General features: G+C 32.6%; 14 protein-coding genes and 1 pseudogene. 6 read left to right on the top strand and 9 right to left on the bottom strand.

What is annotated here, in order from left to right:
- Positions 1–92: 92 nt before the first annotated feature.
- Positions 93–1646, bottom strand: a complete 1554-nt coding sequence (locus AAG068_RS27105; protein WP_342719825.1) for an ABC-F family ATP-binding cassette domain-containing protein — start codon at positions 1644–1646, stop codon at positions 93–95.
- 169 nt (positions 1647–1815) lie between these two features.
- Between AAG068_RS27105 and AAG068_RS27100 the strand changes: the two genes are divergently transcribed.
- Both AAG068_RS27100 and AAG068_RS27095 read left to right on the top strand, forming a co-directional pair.
- A complete protein-coding gene (locus AAG068_RS27100) occupies positions 1816–2388 on the top strand; it encodes a TetR/AcrR family transcriptional regulator (RefSeq protein ID WP_342716512.1) in 573 nt (190 codons plus the stop codon).
- Positions 2389–2447: 59 nt separating this feature from the next.
- Positions 2448–3377, top strand: coding sequence for an SDR family NAD(P)-dependent oxidoreductase (locus AAG068_RS27095; RefSeq protein WP_342716511.1), 930 nt, complete (start codon positions 2448–2450; stop codon positions 3375–3377).
- Positions 3378–3420: 43 nt separating this feature from the next.
- Here the strand turns inward: AAG068_RS27095 and AAG068_RS27090 are convergent, their stop codons facing one another.
- The 5 genes from AAG068_RS27090 to AAG068_RS27070 form a co-directional block, all read right to left on the bottom strand.
- Positions 3421–4842, bottom strand: a complete 1422-nt coding sequence (locus AAG068_RS27090; protein ID WP_342716510.1) for an oligosaccharide flippase family protein — start codon at positions 4840–4842, stop codon at positions 3421–3423.
- 96 nt (positions 4843–4938) lie between these two features.
- Positions 4939–5919, bottom strand: coding sequence for a glycosyltransferase family 2 protein (locus tag AAG068_RS27085; protein ID WP_342716509.1), 981 nt, complete (start codon positions 5917–5919; stop codon positions 4939–4941).
- A gap of 354 nt (positions 5920–6273) precedes the next feature.
- A complete protein-coding gene (locus AAG068_RS27080) occupies positions 6274–6624 on the bottom strand; it encodes a DUF2304 domain-containing protein (protein WP_001121774.1) in 351 nt (116 codons plus the stop codon).
- 6 nt (positions 6625–6630) lie between these two features.
- Positions 6631–7359: a glycosyltransferase family 2 protein gene (locus tag AAG068_RS27075; RefSeq protein WP_342716508.1), complete on the bottom strand. Its 729-nt coding sequence runs from the start codon at positions 7357–7359 to the stop codon at positions 6631–6633.
- Between the two features lie 213 nt (positions 7360–7572).
- Positions 7573–8085: an acyl-CoA thioesterase gene (locus tag AAG068_RS27070; protein ID WP_000412121.1), complete on the bottom strand. Its 513-nt coding sequence runs from the start codon at positions 8083–8085 to the stop codon at positions 7573–7575.
- Between the two features lie 300 nt (positions 8086–8385).
- On the opposite strand from AAG068_RS27070, the gene AAG068_RS27065 reads away from it, so the two are divergent.
- Positions 8386–9699 carry an ArnT family glycosyltransferase gene (locus tag AAG068_RS27065; RefSeq protein WP_342716507.1) on the top strand — a complete coding sequence of 438 codons (1314 nt, stop codon included), beginning with the start codon at positions 8386–8388 and terminating at the stop codon, positions 9697–9699.
- A gap of 242 nt (positions 9700–9941) precedes the next feature.
- Here the strand turns inward: AAG068_RS27065 and AAG068_RS30005 are convergent, their stop codons facing one another.
- From AAG068_RS30005 to AAG068_RS27055, 3 genes and pseudogenes are all read right to left on the bottom strand, one after another.
- Positions 9942–10748: a methyl-accepting chemotaxis protein gene (locus AAG068_RS30005; protein WP_428846010.1), complete on the bottom strand. Its 807-nt coding sequence runs from the start codon at positions 10746–10748 to the stop codon at positions 9942–9944.
- A pseudogene (locus AAG068_RS30000) lies at positions 10746–11123 on the bottom strand (protoglobin family protein); the annotation flags it as partial. The pseudogene AAG068_RS30000 and the gene AAG068_RS30005, both read right to left, overlap by 3 nt.
- A gap of 249 nt (positions 11124–11372) precedes the next feature.
- Positions 11373–12005, bottom strand: a complete 633-nt coding sequence (locus AAG068_RS27055) for a trimeric intracellular cation channel family protein (RefSeq protein ID WP_000924376.1) — start codon at positions 12003–12005, stop codon at positions 11373–11375.
- 494 nt (positions 12006–12499) lie between these two features.
- Here AAG068_RS27055 and AAG068_RS27050 point away from each other — a divergent pair, with 494 nt between their 5' ends.
- From AAG068_RS27050 to AAG068_RS27040, 3 genes are all read left to right on the top strand, one after another.
- Complete coding sequence (locus AAG068_RS27050; RefSeq protein ID WP_342716505.1) at positions 12500–13972, top strand: O-antigen ligase family protein; 1473 nt, start codon at positions 12500–12502, stop codon at positions 13970–13972.
- Between the two features lie 95 nt (positions 13973–14067).
- Positions 14068–15177: a glycosyltransferase family 4 protein gene (locus tag AAG068_RS27045; RefSeq protein ID WP_342716504.1), complete on the top strand. Its 1110-nt coding sequence runs from the start codon at positions 14068–14070 to the stop codon at positions 15175–15177.
- Between the two features lie 21 nt (positions 15178–15198).
- Entirely contained in the window at positions 15199–15939 is a 741-nt protein-coding gene (locus tag AAG068_RS27040) for a WecB/TagA/CpsF family glycosyltransferase (protein ID WP_342716503.1), read from the top strand.

Genomic DNA, 15939 nt, shown 5'->3' with positions numbered 1-15939 from the left:
AATCTTACTCTATAAAAAACGTGACAACAGAACAAGATGTTGTCACGCAAAGTATAGTATAGCATAAAATATGGATAAAAATCTTATGTCTATTAATTTTTATCTTGAGACCATTCTTCTACATTCCAAACTTTTGTAATCCAATCTTCATAGAAGTCCGGTTCGTGACATACAAGGAGGATTGTTCCTTTATATGCTTTCATAGCCTTCTTAAGTTCCGCTTTCGCTGTAACATCAAGATGGTTTGTCGGCTCATCAAATAGTAGCCAGTTACTTTCTTCACCCATTAGTTTACATAAACGAACTTTTGCTTGTTCTCCACCACTTAATTGACTTAATGGGCGAGAAATATGTTCATTTTTTAATCCGCATTTTGCTAACATCGCACGAATTTGATGCTGGTCTAGGCCAGGGAATGTATTCCATACATCATCAATTGGTGTTATATTGTCCGCTTTAACTTCTTGCTCAAAGTATGCAGGCTCTAAGAAGTCACCAAGGCTTGTTTTACCGCTTAAAGGTTTAATTTTACCTAAGATTGTTTTTAGTAATGTTGATTTACCAACACCGTTACATCCAACAATAGCAATTTTTTCACCACGTTCGATGGTCATTGATAGCTTTGGTAGTAGCGGATGTGTATATCCGATTTCTACATTTTCACCTTCAAAGACGAAGCGACTACTTGCGCGACTTTCTTTAAATGAGAATTCAGGTTTAATTGCTGTTTCCGGGCGATCAATAAGTTCCATACGATCAAGTTGTTTTTGACGACTCTTTGCACGACCTGTTGTTGAATAACGAGCTTTGTTCTTTGCAATGAAGTCTTCTTGCTTTTTGATAAACTCGCGCTGTTTTTCATAAGCGTTTATATGTTGATTTTTATTGATTTCTGCTAGCTCTAGGAATTTTTCATATGTTGCTGTATAACGCGTCATTTTTGTAAATTCTAGATGGAAAATAACATCAACACATTTATTCATAAATTCCGTATCATGGGAAATCAACAGGAACGCATGTGGGTATTCTTTTAAATAATTTGTTAACCAATGAATATGTTCAACGTCTAAATAGTTGGTAGGTTCATCAAGTAATAATACTTCTGGTTGTTCAAGTAATAGCTTTGCAAGCAATACTTTTGTACGTTGTCCACCACTTAGTGCTGAAACATCACGATCTAAACCAATTGCATCAATTCCAAGACCACGTGCAGCCTCTTCAATTTTCATATCTAGTAAATAGAAACCGCCCGCTTCAAGTGCATCTTGTATTTCTGCCATTTGCTCAAGAAGTTCTTCTAGTTCTTCTGGTGTAGCAGTTCCCATTTTTTCTGTAACTTCATTTAAAGCTTTTTCCTTTTCAAATAGCGGTAAAAATGCATCCGCTAGTACGTCACGAATTGTACGTCCAGGCGTTAAAACTGTATGCTGATCTAAGTAACCGTAATGTGTGCCCGGTGTCCATTCTACACGACCTTGGTCATGAATAAGCTGACCAGTAATGATATTCATGAATGTTGATTTACCAACACCGTTTGCACCAACTAATCCAACGTGCTCACCTGCTAGTAATCGCATAGATACATCTTTAAATAATGTACGATCGCCAAATGTATGTCCTAATTTTTCAACTGTTAATAAGCTCATAGTATCCTCCGTCCAACTTGAAATAGTACCTTGAATCATGATACTAAATTCTTTCATGTAATGCCATCATTTCAAAATGTATATTTTTTCAAAAAGAGGGTTGTATTAATTTTCTGAAAATATATAATATAATTGAACAGTGGTTAATTAAATGTGTGAGGTATGAAATATGTCGCCAAGGAAAGCAGTTAAACAAGAACTAACAAGAGAAATGATTATGAATGTAGCTAGGGAGCTATTTATAGCACAAGGATATCAATATACTTCAATGCGCAAAATTGCAACAGAACTTGGATATAGCCATGGTTCGATTTATTATTATTTTAAAAACAAAGCAGAGCTATTTTACGCAATGGTGGAACAGGATTTTCAATTATTAAATAAAAAGTTAGATGAAATTTGTAATCAAAAATTATTGAGAGAAGAGCAACTAAGAGCAGTTTTATTCGGTTTTATTGAATTTGGCCTAAGAAATCAGAGTCATTATGAAATTATGTTTTTAATTAAAGATGCCGAATTAAAAGAGTGTTTGGCAAATAGTCCTAATGTTAGCTATGAAAAATTTGCGAAGGTTATTTCTTCTTTATGTGATGGAAAAGTAAATGCGACGATAATATGGTCTATTTTTTTATCATTACATGGATTTGTAGCACATTATTGCAGAAGTGGCCAAACGTTTGAAGAACTACAAGGTTTGGCTAAGATACATGTAGAGTTTATTTCAAAATCGCTTCTTATGTAAGTGATTTTCTTTTTAACATTAATTGAACAGTGGTTAATTAATTTAGGAGGGGATTTATAATGAAAAAGGCTTTAGTATTAGGTGCTTCTGGTTCAATGGGTTATGCAATTGTAAACGAATTATGTAGCCGAGGTATTTATGTAGTTGCTTTTGCAAGAAATAAGGAGAGATTAGGTGCATTATTTTCTGGGAACAAACATGTAGAATTTGTAGCAGGCGATGTATTTATACAAGAGGATATAATGAATGCTGCTAAAGGTGTTGATATTATATTTCATGCTGTAAATATTCCATATTCAAATTGGGAGAAACAGCAAGAGAAATTATTAATAAACATATTAGAGGTATCGAAACATTACGGTATCAAACTAGGAATAGTTGATAATATTTATGCATATGGAAGTCAAGGGGAAGGGCTTGTAAAAGAAGATGCTAAAAAGAGACCACACACAAAGAAAGGGAAGATTCGTTTACAACTTGAAGAGATGGCAAAACAAGCTAATGTACAAATGTTCATTGCTCATTTCCCAGATTTTTATGGTCCAAATGCAGAAAGCACACTTGTCCATCATACATTAAAGGGAATACTTGCAAATAAGATGTCTAGCTTTGTTGGAGATAAAAAGATTGCTCGTGAATATATCTTTATACCAGATGGTGCAAAAGCCATGGTTGAATTAGCTTTACATGATGAGGCCTATGGACAAACTTGGAACATACCAGGTTATGATGTCATTACAGGTGAGGAAATGATTCAACATATACGGGAATTAACGGGTTATACCAAACGAGTAATAACTGTAAAAAGAAGAATGATCCAGTTCATTGGTTTGTTTGATAAGCAGATGAAAGAATTTGTGGAAATGCTATATTTGACGGAAAAACCAGTTATATTAAGTGGAGAGAAATGTATTGGAGAGTTACCAAAAACTTCTTATTATGATGGGTTAAAAGAAACAATTAGGTATATGCAAAAAAGATGTAAATAAAGAAGTTAAGTTCCTTTTCATGATTTTGAAAAGGAACTTAATTTTATATTACCTTTTTACCTAATTTTTGTTTTATAAACCCTAAAACGAATCCACGTATTTGAGGATCAATTACAATTCCGATTATACCGTATAGTATACCAGTAAGAGTTAAAGCAACTAATGGTGGTAAGTTGATTAATGCAATTCGGTATATACCGTAACTAATAATAAAGGCTAAGGAATTAAATATAATTCCTTTAACTAATAATTGCATGCCTTTACGAATAAAGAGGGTAAATCCGATTAATAGTGTAATTTCGGTAAGAATAGCTGCGACAGCTGCCCCCATCATTCCATATTTACTACCTAATACAATATAACCTATGATGGCAACAACTAATCCAATAGTCATTGTTGTTGCACGTTTCCATTGCTGGCCAATCGTTGTTAAATTATCGGCTAGTGGATAGTTAATTGATTGTAAAATAACCATAAACGCTAGAATAGCAAGAGCGTCACCGGCGGGAGCGTATTCTTCTCCTAATAAACTAACAATCCAGAAACTTGGATCAGCAATAAAGGGGATAGAAATTCCCATTCCTAAAAAAGACATAAGTTTTAATTCAAAACTTGATAATTTTCTATGTTCTTCAATATTTTTCTCATTACCAAAAGCAAAAAGCCTTGGATAAAAGGCAGCTGCAATTACCCCAGGTATTTGATATAGTACAGCAGGTATTTTAGATGCAGCACCAAAGAATCCAACTTGATTATACGTTGAAACCTTTTCTAATATAATAGGGCCCAATTGTGGTAAGAGCATAATGATGATTCCATTGATTGTGAAAATAAGTAGTTGATCTAAAATGCCTTTGTCCCAACCCTTATGGACTTTCGTATAACGTACTGTCATTATAAAGGCGATAACACCTGTTACAAGACTAGATACCCCGTACATGGCAGCAACCATCATAAGTGACCATTGGAAAGACATCCCTAGTAATAGGGCAGCAGCAGCTGTTACACCTTGTAGTACAGAAATAATAGCTGTAAATTGCATGCGTTCTGTTACTTGGAAGTAAGCCATTCCAACACCTTGTAAGGTTGCTCCGAACATTGTTGGTAGAACAACCCAATATACCATCGCACGTAAGTAAGCATCGGGATAGAAGAACTGGGCAAAAATAGCGAAAAGTACAGAAATTACGATAGCTAATATTAAACGAATACGTAAATAACTACTTATTAGCACGCTAATATTAGCATCGCTTCTCGTTCCTTCACGCATAAACGTATGTGTCAAACCTGCATCTGTAAAGTAACAAATAACAGCTGAAACTGCTAACGCAGTTGTAAACATACCGTAATCACTTGGAGAAACATATCTTGCAAAGAAAATTGTTGCAATAGCCAGTACAAAACGGACAGTAATGTTTCCTACAAAGAGGTAGGATGCGTTTTTTAAAATTTTATTTGTTTTCATGAGAAAAGACCTTTCTATTCTTTAGGATCTCGTTAGTTCGTCCTATTTGTAATTTGATCTGTTTACAGAAAGAGAGAGTAGAATTAAATTTTTGGTTTAAGAAAACAGAAATTTAATTCGTACAAACCAAAGCATTGCATATAGTTTTTTACTACGCTTTCCATTCTTTGAATAGATTTTACGGCAATATTTCTTGATATCTTTTTTGATTAATTGAACTTGTGATTTATCTAATTGAGAGTTTCCCTTAATATATATACAAGCGTTATTGATGACTGTATAAGGGAATAAATAAGTCTCAAGAATCTCAATAAGTGACTGAGGGTCTTTTGTAATGAAATCTTGAGATTTATTATGTACCCAGTCCTTCATACGATTGAATATTTCTAGCTCTTTTGTCGTTTTTAATTCATAATCTTTATATTTTGAAGAAAGATTTCCTTCTGATAAGATTCTATAATAAGTTAAGTATTCATCAACATAACATACATTTGTTACACTCATAAGTTTAAATAAAAACTCCAAATCTTCGCCCCAACTACATCCTGGTGTAAAACGAATGTTATGATCCATTACGATGGATCGTTTGAAAATCCAAGTACTTGTTTGAGCAACAACTTGATGTGTTAGGAATGCTCTTGCCATATCACCTTTAATAAAGTTTGTTGTATGTTCAACTTTCTCGCCTGTTTCTTCGTAGAAATTCATATAACCACAATAGCACGCGTCTATGTTGTTTTTATGTATACTTTCGACTTGCTTCTCAATTTTAGTTGGATGCCATAAGTCATCACTATCAAGGAAAGCAATATATTCTCCACTAGCGTTTTCAATTCCTGTATTACGAGCTACCGAAACGCCTTGGTTTTTTTGATGAACGTATTTTACTTGCCCTGGGTATTTTTCAGCAAGATTTTTTACGATAGAAGGTGACTGATCTTTACTTCCATCATCTACAATTACAATTTCGATGTTTTTATATGTTTGATCTAGTATTGACTGCATCGTTTCTTCAATATATTTTTCTGTGTTATACAGAGGTATGACAACAGAAACAAGTTGCTTTTGTTCCATCATAGAATTTTTATCTCCTCAAGTTTTTTATGTCTTGCATCATATATACAAGCCTTTTGAAAGGAAGAAGATTACAAGAACATCTGTATAAGTTTAACGCATATAAACTTTGTAAATCAACTTTCTATTAAAAAGGTGGCGGGAAATGAGATTCTTATGGTTAATTCTCGTATTTTAAACAGTTTTAACATGTCTAGTGCATATAAATTCTTATTCATACCATTTTAACTTATTAGTAAGTAGGATATATTTATTGTAAGGATTGTGAAGGCGAATAAATTATTATTGAGAATAAAAAACCTCTTAATTTTTTGAAATAAATTAAGAGGTTTTTTATATTAGCTTTAAAATATTAGGTTAGTCTTTATCTGGCTCAGTTGCATTTAATTTTTGCTTTAGTAACGCATAATCTTGCGTTAATGTTACAAGTTGATGATGTTGTTTAGAAATTTTTCTTGTTAGGTCAAAAATTAAGATGAAACAGAATAATAGTCCAAATAAGAATAAAATGGAAGGAGGATATTCTACTTTTAATAGTTTTCCAATCCAGTTTATAATTTTATCGGTAGAACTTAAAATAGCCATTGCAATACAAACGAAAATCCATAAAACAGCATATTTTGTTTCTAAAGTTCCACGGCGAATGGAATTAATAATTAATAATAATAATAATAAAATAAAGATGAATGAAAAGGTAATTATAGGCATTTATTATCAACCTTTCACGATTTTTTGCATCAATATAGCAAGACTTACCTTAATCATGTAATATGCAGATTTAAAAGGTGTAATGGAAGATTGTCCACCTTGTCGCTCTTGCATATTTACAGATATTTCATTAATGCGAAGTTTTTTCTTTTTTAAATGAATAAGAACTTCTGGTTCTGGATAATCTTTTGGATAGTTGTGTGCAAAAATTGTAATTACTTCTCGATTGATAGCACGATATCCAGAAGTTGGATCCATAAATGTCTGTTTTGTTAGTATTTTCAATAGGGCAGTAAAATAAAAAATACCGATCCTTCTGGAAATACTACCTTTATATGCTGTTTTTTCTGTAAAACGTGACCCTAGCACCATATCGCATTCATCTTCAGCAATCGGCTTTATAATTTTATATAAATCATCTGGATTATGTTGTCCATCAGCATCGAACTGAATCGCAATATCATATCCGTTCTCATATGCGTATTTATATCCAGTTTGTACAGCTGAGCCAATACCTAGGTTATATGGTAAATTCACAAGGTGAACAGGAAAATCTTTTACGATTTGAGCTGTTTTATCGTGTGATCCATCATTAATAACGCAAATGCTTAATCCTGTAAAATGCTGTTTTAGTTTTAATAATCTTGTTAATGTATCTGCAATTGCTTCTTCCTCGTTATACGCTGGAATAATAATTAACGTTTGTGGTATTGAAATTGGTACTTCAATAGTCATTACCGCACCATCCCTTATATACTTAATCATATTATGGTTATTTTAAAACGAACTTTATTTAATATACCATTAATAGTATAACAAAATAAAGGAAAAGCTGGTGCATGATTTTGGAGAACAGATCGAGAATAAAATGGTGATAGGTGGTATTTTATATAAAAAAATACATGCAAGGAAGAAAAAACCCATGCATGTATATAGAAGAGTATTGTATTAAATATTCCAAGGTTTATTTAAAGTTAAAACCTCAGCCATTTCTTTGCTTTTTAAACGTCCTTTTTTTCTATTTTCCGCGCGTTCTGAACCGGTTGTGTGTAACCAATGTTCTTCCTCAGTTTCAGGAAGTACTTGTGGTACGGACGAAGGTTTTCCATCTTTTATTGCCACAAATGTAATGAAGCAAGTAGCGGCAATTCTACGCTCGCCTGCTAATAAATTTTCTGCGATTACTTTTACGAAAACTTCCATTGAAGATTTCCCTGTATAACATACAAATGCTTCATAACAAACAGAATCAGCTTGGTGAATTGGAGTTAAAAAATCGACTGAATCAATAGATGCTGTTACGCAATGTTTACGACTATGTCTTGCAGCCGCAATTGAAGCAATACTATCAATTTCTGCTAATAATTTCCCTCCAAAAAGTGTTTGGTGATTATTTAAATCGTTAGGAAAAACACGTGTTGTCTTAATTGCTTTAGATTCTCGCATGAATTTCTTTTCCATATATTCAGCCCCTATAGTCTGTTTTCAATCAGAATAATATGTGTAAGCGGAGTACTCATATTAGATATTTAATATGAAGTAAAGTGTATTCCAAAAGAGGAGTATTTAAACTTCTGTATTTGTATTCATGTAACTGAAAGAAAATTTATTTTATCTAAAATGTAGTGTAAAAGAGGATTCGCTTACATTGCAAGAAAAAAGTAATGACTATGTATTTGTCATAGAAATTCTCTATCAGCCGTGTATCCATTCATGATAGAATCATTTTGTTATGAATGGAAATAGAGGTGCAATGGACATATGAATCATATACAAACAAATTTTTCATCTTTCTTCAATAAAACTACAATCGGTGCAATGCTCGCATTTTTTGTTTATAGTTGTTGGACAGCTTTTGAGACAAGTAAGCAATTTTTTGGAGGAAGTACAACAAGTGTAACAATTATATTAGCAATTTTTGTCATACTCATTTTGTTAGTGGCATCAATTCTACAATATCGTTTTACAGATAAACAATTTCTTATTTTTCTTATAAGTATATCTATAGTTGTGAGGCTTAGCATGCTGTTATTTGTAGACGCTCCAATAATTGGTGATATGAAAGTGATGTATGAGTCTGCAAAGCAGATTGCAATTGGTAATAATATAGGGACTGTCACTTATTTGCCTTTTATTATATATGAGTCAGTAATTATCCGTATATTTGGTGATACAATATTCGCTTTACAACTATTTAATGTGTTATTTTGCGCAGGAACTGCATTTTTTATTTATCGTATTGCGGCAATGGTTTTTGGAGAAGAATGCGGTCGTATTGCTTCCATATTTTATGCTCTGTATATTCCAAATATATTCATGAGTTCCGTATTAACTCCTGAGTCACTTGCAATATTTTTATTTTATTTTGCTTGTTACATACTTTTATATAAAGGATTAGATCATCCTTATATGTGGGTGTTTTCAGCGATTTTATTTGCATTTAGTAATATGATTTTCCCAATGGGATTATTTCTTCCTATTTTTATCACGATATATGTATTATTAATTGAAGTGTTTCAATCAGCAACGAAACAAAAAGTGTTACTAAAGACAATAGGGATACTTATTCTATTTTATAGTGCTCATTTTAGTGTGAATTATGGAATTAAGACAATGGGACTGTCACAATATACGATTACGAATGAGACGTATGTTCAATCTGTCTTAATTGGGAAAACGCAACGTGAGGAAAAAGTATCGAAAAATCAAAGTGTAACAGAGCATATTGGTCAAAAGTTAAAAGAGATTGAGGGAGAAAGATTTAAACTTTTAGAACCGATGATAAATCAGTTTTCAGATGAGGGAATAAATTCTATTCTTTTCAAATGTGAAAAACTGATATATATAGCCGTAACATTGTTTATGACTATAGCTCTATTACACTTCCTTATTAAGAAACAACAAAATGAGGGATATATGTTGTTCTTATTTTTAACTAGTGGCTACGTATTGTTAAAGCTCTTCCAAGTAAATATGGCATATTACAATGTAATTATGCCAGCATTGTTTATTTTGCAGAGCTTTGGTGTTTATATGAGTTATGTGTATTGTCAAAAAATATTTTTCAGAAAATAAAAAGAATCCATTCTGGATTCTTTTTTGATGGAAGATGAAATTTAGTAGTCAGTGCAGACGAAAAGTATAACTGACCTGAATTTTATCCCACTATTTTCCGGACAGTAAGACCCCCACCTCAAAATTCAGTGAAAGCAAAGAAATTAGGTGGGGGCGCTGCTATCCGTAAAAGCCTGATTGGTGAGGGCTAATAATCAATGGGGAATAAACAAAACCCCCACTGATTAAAGTTTTACTTTATCTTATCGATTTAGTTCTAGTTGCAAATTATCGGCTGTTAGAGCCATTTTTGAGGAATCGTCTTGAATTCCTTTCATTACTTGTGAAATGGTTTCTAACTCATTTTCAATTTTTTTATTCTGTTCTTTCGAGTTAGACATGTCTTTTACGATTTCTTGGAAGTATTGATCCGTTGCAGACATACTATCAGTTCCTTCAGATACGAGAGAGCTAATTTGTTTCACGGAAGAAGAGACACGAATAATCTGTTCATTTGTTTTTTCAACGAGCTTTGTAACGTTAAATATAGATTCTTTCGTTTGCTCTGATAACTTTCTAATTTCTCCAGCTACAACAGAAAAGCCTTTGCCAAATTCCCCAGCACGCGCAGATTCAATTGCAGCATTTAGTGCGAGTAAATTTGTTTGCTCGGCAATTGATTTTACAATATCTATAATTTCGTTAATTTTGTTAGAAATATCGAGAAGTTCATGCGTATCTGTAATAATCGTTTCCATGTTCGTTTGAATGTATTCCATTCGTTTATTTTGCTCATTTAATTGTTCTTTACCTTTATTTGCTTTTTCTTCTGATGTTGTAGCTAATGACGTACCTGTTTTAGCAATTTCTACAATCGTTTCAGATTTAGCGGTTAACTGCTGAATAGAAGCGCTTGTTTTTTCAGATACAGATGCTAGCTCTGTTGCAATATGCGTAATGGTCATAGCTGTTATTTCTTTTTCTTTTTCAAGTTCTTTTTGCATTCTTTCATATTCAGATTCATAAGCCGCAATAACGAGTTCTTGTTCAAGAGTAAATAATTTATTTATTACGTTTATAGAATAAGAAAAATCGTCAATTGTTGTAATTTTCGTTTTTAAAATCTTCATGATAGAGCGGAATAATTCTTGATAAGCGGCAGTATACCATTTTCTATGTAACCCAATTTGTACATGTCTTTTGGCAATTCTAACACGTTGTTCAATAAAGTCTTCATGCATATTTCCACTAAATAATTCTTTTATATGTGTTTTTAAAGTTTGCTTTAGTTTTGGAATAGAGCTATAACGCTCGATAATCGTAATTAAATTAGGTTGTTTTGTAATATTGGAATAGAATTTTTCAGTAATCCAATCAATTTCTTCATAAATAAAGGGCTGTAGTACCTTTACGATTTGTAAATCTTCTTTTGAAATATGTAGCATATCCATTTGAATTTTCAGTTCAGAATTAGTAGGAACGTTAAAAGTGATTTGTTGATTCTTACTTAATTCAAGTATACTGACGTTTGTTTTATTGTTATGTTTTTTAAAAACCCCAAGCATCGTTCTTCCCCCTGTTTGTAAAGCGTTTTCATTTTTAGTTCTAATATAATTATATATTTTTATATGCAATTACTCTATATTAGTGTGTAGAATAGTATATAAATTAAGAGAATTCTATATAGAATTCTCTTAATGGCCTTTATTAATTTTAGCATGTGTTTTAAAGAAAACTGGGAAATGTACATTATATATGACAGTGACAACACGAATAATGAATGTTACTAGTAAACAAACATAGAAAGCCAATACGTGTGCCCCCATTGCATATGTGATTAGGAAACTAATTGCCCCTAAAATAGAAGCGATGGCGTAAATTTCTTTTCGGAATACGTAGGGGATATCTTGAGCGCAAATGTCACGCAAAATACCGCCTCCAATACCTGTAATGACTCCCATTGAAACAACTAAAAATGAGGCGTCAACATGATGTGACATTGCCGCATTTGCACCAATAGCTGTAAAAACGCCTAAGCCAACAGCATCAGAAAGCATAATAACGACTTGCAGTTTATTGATACGCTCAAAAAACATACAAGTAAATAATGCTGATAATACGCTTACGAAAAAGTAAATGGGTTTAACAAATGCGACGGGAGGCAGGTTACCGATCATAATATCACGAATAATACCGCCGCCGAGCGCAGTAGCTACAGCTAAACAAAGGACACCGAATAAATCTAAATCTTTTTTTAAACCAACTAATGTACCGGAAATAGCAGCGGCGATAATGCCAAGAAACGTAAATATGTCGATTAATAACATTGCTGTAATCCCTTCCTCCTAAAGATGTTCCAGAGAAAAAATATACACTAAAGTATTGGAAATAACAATTACTTTTCGCTACATGTAGAAAAACGGATAAAATACATAAAGAAAGCGTTTGAAAATGTTTGGAAAATAGCTATAAAGTAATTTGAAAAAGATATGAAAAGATTAATTTTACATTTTTTTGGCGTTGCCTAGTTGGTAAAATGTTACAATATTAGATATGTTGTTTACATCTGTATAAAATAATAAAAAAATATGTATATACTGACAAAAATAAGGGGATGGTTGTTAGATAGCTTTTGTAAAAATAGGGAGTATAGCTAAAGGACAGTAATTTCTATTACTGATTAATACTTGTCCTGGCTAGTTTTAGCCAAAAAAATAGTTCTCGATTTGAATATGAGTTATGTTATAATTGCTAGGTGTGTTTGGATGATAAAAAATTATGATTAAAAGATAATGTTAAGATTTTGTATGGAGGTCTTGGAATGTTAGCAAATCAAGCTAGGGTTAGATTTGAGCGTTTTTTGCTCTTTTTTATTATTTTACAGCCTGTTTTAGATTTATTAACGTCTCTTAGCATCACTTTATTAAAGTCAAGTGCTACCGTTGGAATTTTAGTAAGATTCCTTATTATGGCTGTTGGTGGTATTTATATTTTAATTCAGGCAAAAGAGAAGGGAAATAGAAAGTTTTTAATTTATCTTATATTATTAGCCGGAGTTTTAGGGGTAGGATTTATTAATAACAAACTAGTTAAGGATCCTATTGTACTTAGTGAAGAAGTTAAATTCGTTGCGAAAGCATTATATATATATATCATGCTGGGATCATACATTTTAGCTTTAAAATCATTGAAAAAGAAAGTTAATATTAGTGATAAGGTTCGAAATAGTATTGTATATTCTACATTAATCATTAACGCAATTATGGTTATTTCTATTTCAACATCTACTGACTTTGGTAGTTATGAATGGATGAAGGTGGGTTCTCGAGGTTGGTTCTATGCAGGGAATGAACTAGGTTCAATCTTAGCTATTATTTTCCCTATTGTGGTACTATATTCTATTCAAAAAACAAAGAGCTGGAAACACATTTTATATTGGATTCCATCACTTTTAATGATTTATTCGCTAATTCAAGTTGGTACAAAAGTAGGGATGGGCTCAATTGGTGCTACGTTAGCGGCAGCAATCGGGATTATTTTACTACAATTATTATTTGATAGAAAAAATCCGAACAAAAAATCCCTTGCACTTAATGCAGTAATTGCTATTGTCCTATTAGCTGGTGTAGTTGGAACGTTTAGACAAACGCCATTAGCACAAAATATGGGTATTCACAATAATTATTTATCAGAGCAAAATGTGGCACAGCAAGGTCAAAAAGAAAAAGAAATTAAAGAGAAGCTGAAAAAAGAACAAGAACTTAAAGCAAAAGAAGAAAAGCATCATAAAGGTGAAAAGCCAGAAGAAAAGGCGAAGATAGAAGAGGAAGTTAAGAAAGAGCTTGAGAAAGAGCAAAAGAAAGAAAATCAAGAAAATCTTATTTTCAGTGGACGTCAAGTATATGAAGAAAGACATAAGCAGTTCTTTAAAGAAGCACCAGTGTCACAAAAGTTATTAGGAATGGGTTATGCAGGTAACTTTAAATACAATGAACAAAAGCAGCCAGATCCAAAGCTAATTGAAATGGACTTCCACGATTGGTTTTATGACTTTGGGATTATTGGTTTTGCATTACTAATGATTCCATTTATTTATTACGGCTTAAGAATCCTACTAGTATTTATTACAAGGTTTAAAGAGATATTTAATATAAAATATGGAATGATTGCAGCAAGCTTATTGTTAGCATTAGGTATTGCTTATATTGCAGGACATATTTTAACAGCACCAGGAGTTGGGATTTACTTTGTAGTGGTGTTAGCTTATCTAATTGTAGACTTAGAAATTGAATGATCAAAATAAAAGCTAACTTTTGTTAGCTTTTATTTTTTAGTACAGTAAAATAAAGATAGATGGAAATGTAGCGAGGATTTAAAGGAGGAAAAAATATGAGGATATTGCATATGAATGCAGGAGCAGAAGATGGGGGAGGGAAAACACATATTATTTCACTTCTCGATCAGTTTCCAACTGGTGAAGTAGAATTAGCGGTATTTGAAGATGGAATTGTTGCGAAAGATGCAAGAGAGTTAGGGATAAAAGTCCATGTGTTTTCACAAAAATCGCGCTATGATTTATCCATTTTAAAGAATATAAGTGAATTTATTAATAAAGAAAAATTTGATGTAGTTCATACGCATGGTCCTAGAGCTAATTTCTATGTTTCTTTAATGAAAAAGAGAATAAAGGCAAAATGGGTAACGACTATTCATAGTGATCCATTTCAAGACTTTACTAAACAAGGCTTAAAAGGTTGGATTTTTACGAAATTAAATTTGAAAGCCTTAAAAAATATAGACTTATTTTTCGTTGTAACAAATAGATTGAAAAAAAGCCTGGCAGCATTAGGTATTTCAAATGAAAAGATGCATGTTATTTATAATGGAATTGAATACGATAAGGAAAAAGCAGAAAGCTATAATAAAAAGGAAATGTTCAATATTGATGAAGATGTATTTACGGCAATCCAAGTAGCACGATTACATCCTGTCAAAGGACATGAAGTTTTATTCGATGCGTTACAACAAACAAAATTAGAGAAAATTAAAGTATTGTTAGTTGGCGATGGCCCGTTAGAAGAAAATCTAAAGTCATTGGCTACTGAAAAAGGGATTAATAATAAAGTTGAGTTTTTAGGGCATCGTCAAGATGTAAAACAATTATTTGCGTCTTCACATGTAAATTTATTAACCTCCCATAGTGAAGGGTTCCCACTAGTTTTATTAGAAGCGGCAAATCAACGCGTACCATCAATTGTGACTAGGGCTGGAGAAATTGAACCATTAATTGTAGATGAAACGTACGGATGGATTGTGCCAACAGGTGATGGAAAAGCATTAGCATTAGCTTTAGAAGAAGCGTATGATAAGTGGAAAACTGGAGAATTAGCAGCAATGGGGAAACATATTTATGAGCATGCTACTATGAACTTCTCACTTCAAAAACTATATGAAGATACAAAGGAAACATATAAGCAATTAATAGCGAAAAACTTGTAATGATAGAGAGGATAGTTAACTATGGCAGTACAAACAGTTGATATTCTAGGCGTTCCTTTTTCTACAATGACAATGGATGAAACGGTCCAATATTTAAAAGAACAACTAGAAGTGGAGCGAACACATACTTTTCAGGTAGTAACAGCAAATCCTGAAATTGTTATGTGTGCAAAAAAGGATGAAGCATTCCATCAAACATTATTAAATGCAGATTTAATTACACCTGATGGTATTGGAGTGGTAAAAGCAAGTGGTATGTTAGGTACACCTGTAAAGGAACGTGTAGCAGGTTTTGATTTAATGTGTAATTTATTTGCGAAGCTATCAGAAGAGAATAGACCGGTATCTGTTTTCTTACTTGGTGCAAAACCACATGTTGTACAAGCTGCAGCAGATCATCTAACGAAGACATATCCAGCTGTATCTGTTGTTGGTATACAAGATGGGTATTTTAAACAAGAAGAAGAAGAGAATATCGTTTCTCGTATTCAAGAAGCAAAGCCGGATTTATTACTTGTCGCACTTGGTTTCCCAAGACAAGAGAACTTTATCCAAACGAATAAGCATCGTTTAGAAACAAAAATGGCTGTAGGAGTGGGCGGAAGTTTAGACGTATGGGCTGGAGAAGTAAAACGCGCACCAAAATGGATTCAAGCAATCCATTTAGAGTGGTTTTATAGATTGTGTAGTAATCCAACGCGCTGGCGTCGTCAGTTAGTATTAGCGGAATTTTTAAAAGAAGTCATGCGTTCGAAAAAGTAG

Origin of the sequence: Bacillus paramycoides (genome assembly GCF_038971285.1) — a bacterium.
GTDB lineage: Bacteria > Bacillota > Bacilli > Bacillales > Bacillaceae_G > Bacillus_A.
This window is presented reverse-complemented; position numbering and strand designations above follow the sequence as displayed.

Excerpts from the sequence above, each read along its gene's own strand:
- AAG068_RS27105 (WP_342719825.1), bottom strand. The coding sequence starts at position 1,646 with ATGAGCTTATTAACAGTTGAAAAATTAGGACATACATTTGGCGATCGT.
- AAG068_RS27100 (WP_342716512.1), top strand. The coding sequence starts at position 1,816 with ATGTCGCCAAGGAAAGCAGTTAAACAAGAACTAACAAGAGAAATGATT.
- AAG068_RS27095 (WP_342716511.1), top strand. The coding sequence starts at position 2,448 with ATGAAAAAGGCTTTAGTATTAGGTGCTTCTGGTTCAATGGGTTATGCA.
- AAG068_RS27090 (WP_342716510.1), bottom strand. The coding sequence starts at position 4,842 with ATGAAAACAAATAAAATTTTAAAAAACGCATCCTACCTCTTTGTAGGA.
- AAG068_RS27085 (WP_342716509.1), bottom strand. The coding sequence starts at position 5,919 with ATGATGGAACAAAAGCAACTTGTTTCTGTTGTCATACCTCTGTATAAC.
- AAG068_RS27080 (WP_001121774.1), bottom strand. The coding sequence starts at position 6,624 with ATGCCTATAATTACCTTTTCATTCATCTTTATTTTATTATTATTATTA.
- AAG068_RS27075 (WP_342716508.1), bottom strand. The coding sequence starts at position 7,359 with ATGACTATTGAAGTACCAATTTCAATACCACAAACGTTAATTATTATT.
- AAG068_RS27070 (WP_000412121.1), bottom strand. The coding sequence starts at position 8,085 with ATGGAAAAGAAATTCATGCGAGAATCTAAAGCAATTAAGACAACACGT.
- AAG068_RS27065 (WP_342716507.1), top strand. The coding sequence starts at position 8,386 with ATGAATCATATACAAACAAATTTTTCATCTTTCTTCAATAAAACTACA.
- AAG068_RS27055 (WP_000924376.1), bottom strand. The coding sequence starts at position 12,005 with ATGTTATTAATCGACATATTTACGTTTCTTGGCATTATCGCCGCTGCT.
- AAG068_RS27050 (WP_342716505.1), top strand. The coding sequence starts at position 12,500 with ATGTTAGCAAATCAAGCTAGGGTTAGATTTGAGCGTTTTTTGCTCTTT.
- AAG068_RS27045 (WP_342716504.1), top strand. The coding sequence starts at position 14,068 with ATGAGGATATTGCATATGAATGCAGGAGCAGAAGATGGGGGAGGGAAA.
- AAG068_RS27040 (WP_342716503.1), top strand. The coding sequence starts at position 15,199 with ATGGCAGTACAAACAGTTGATATTCTAGGCGTTCCTTTTTCTACAATG.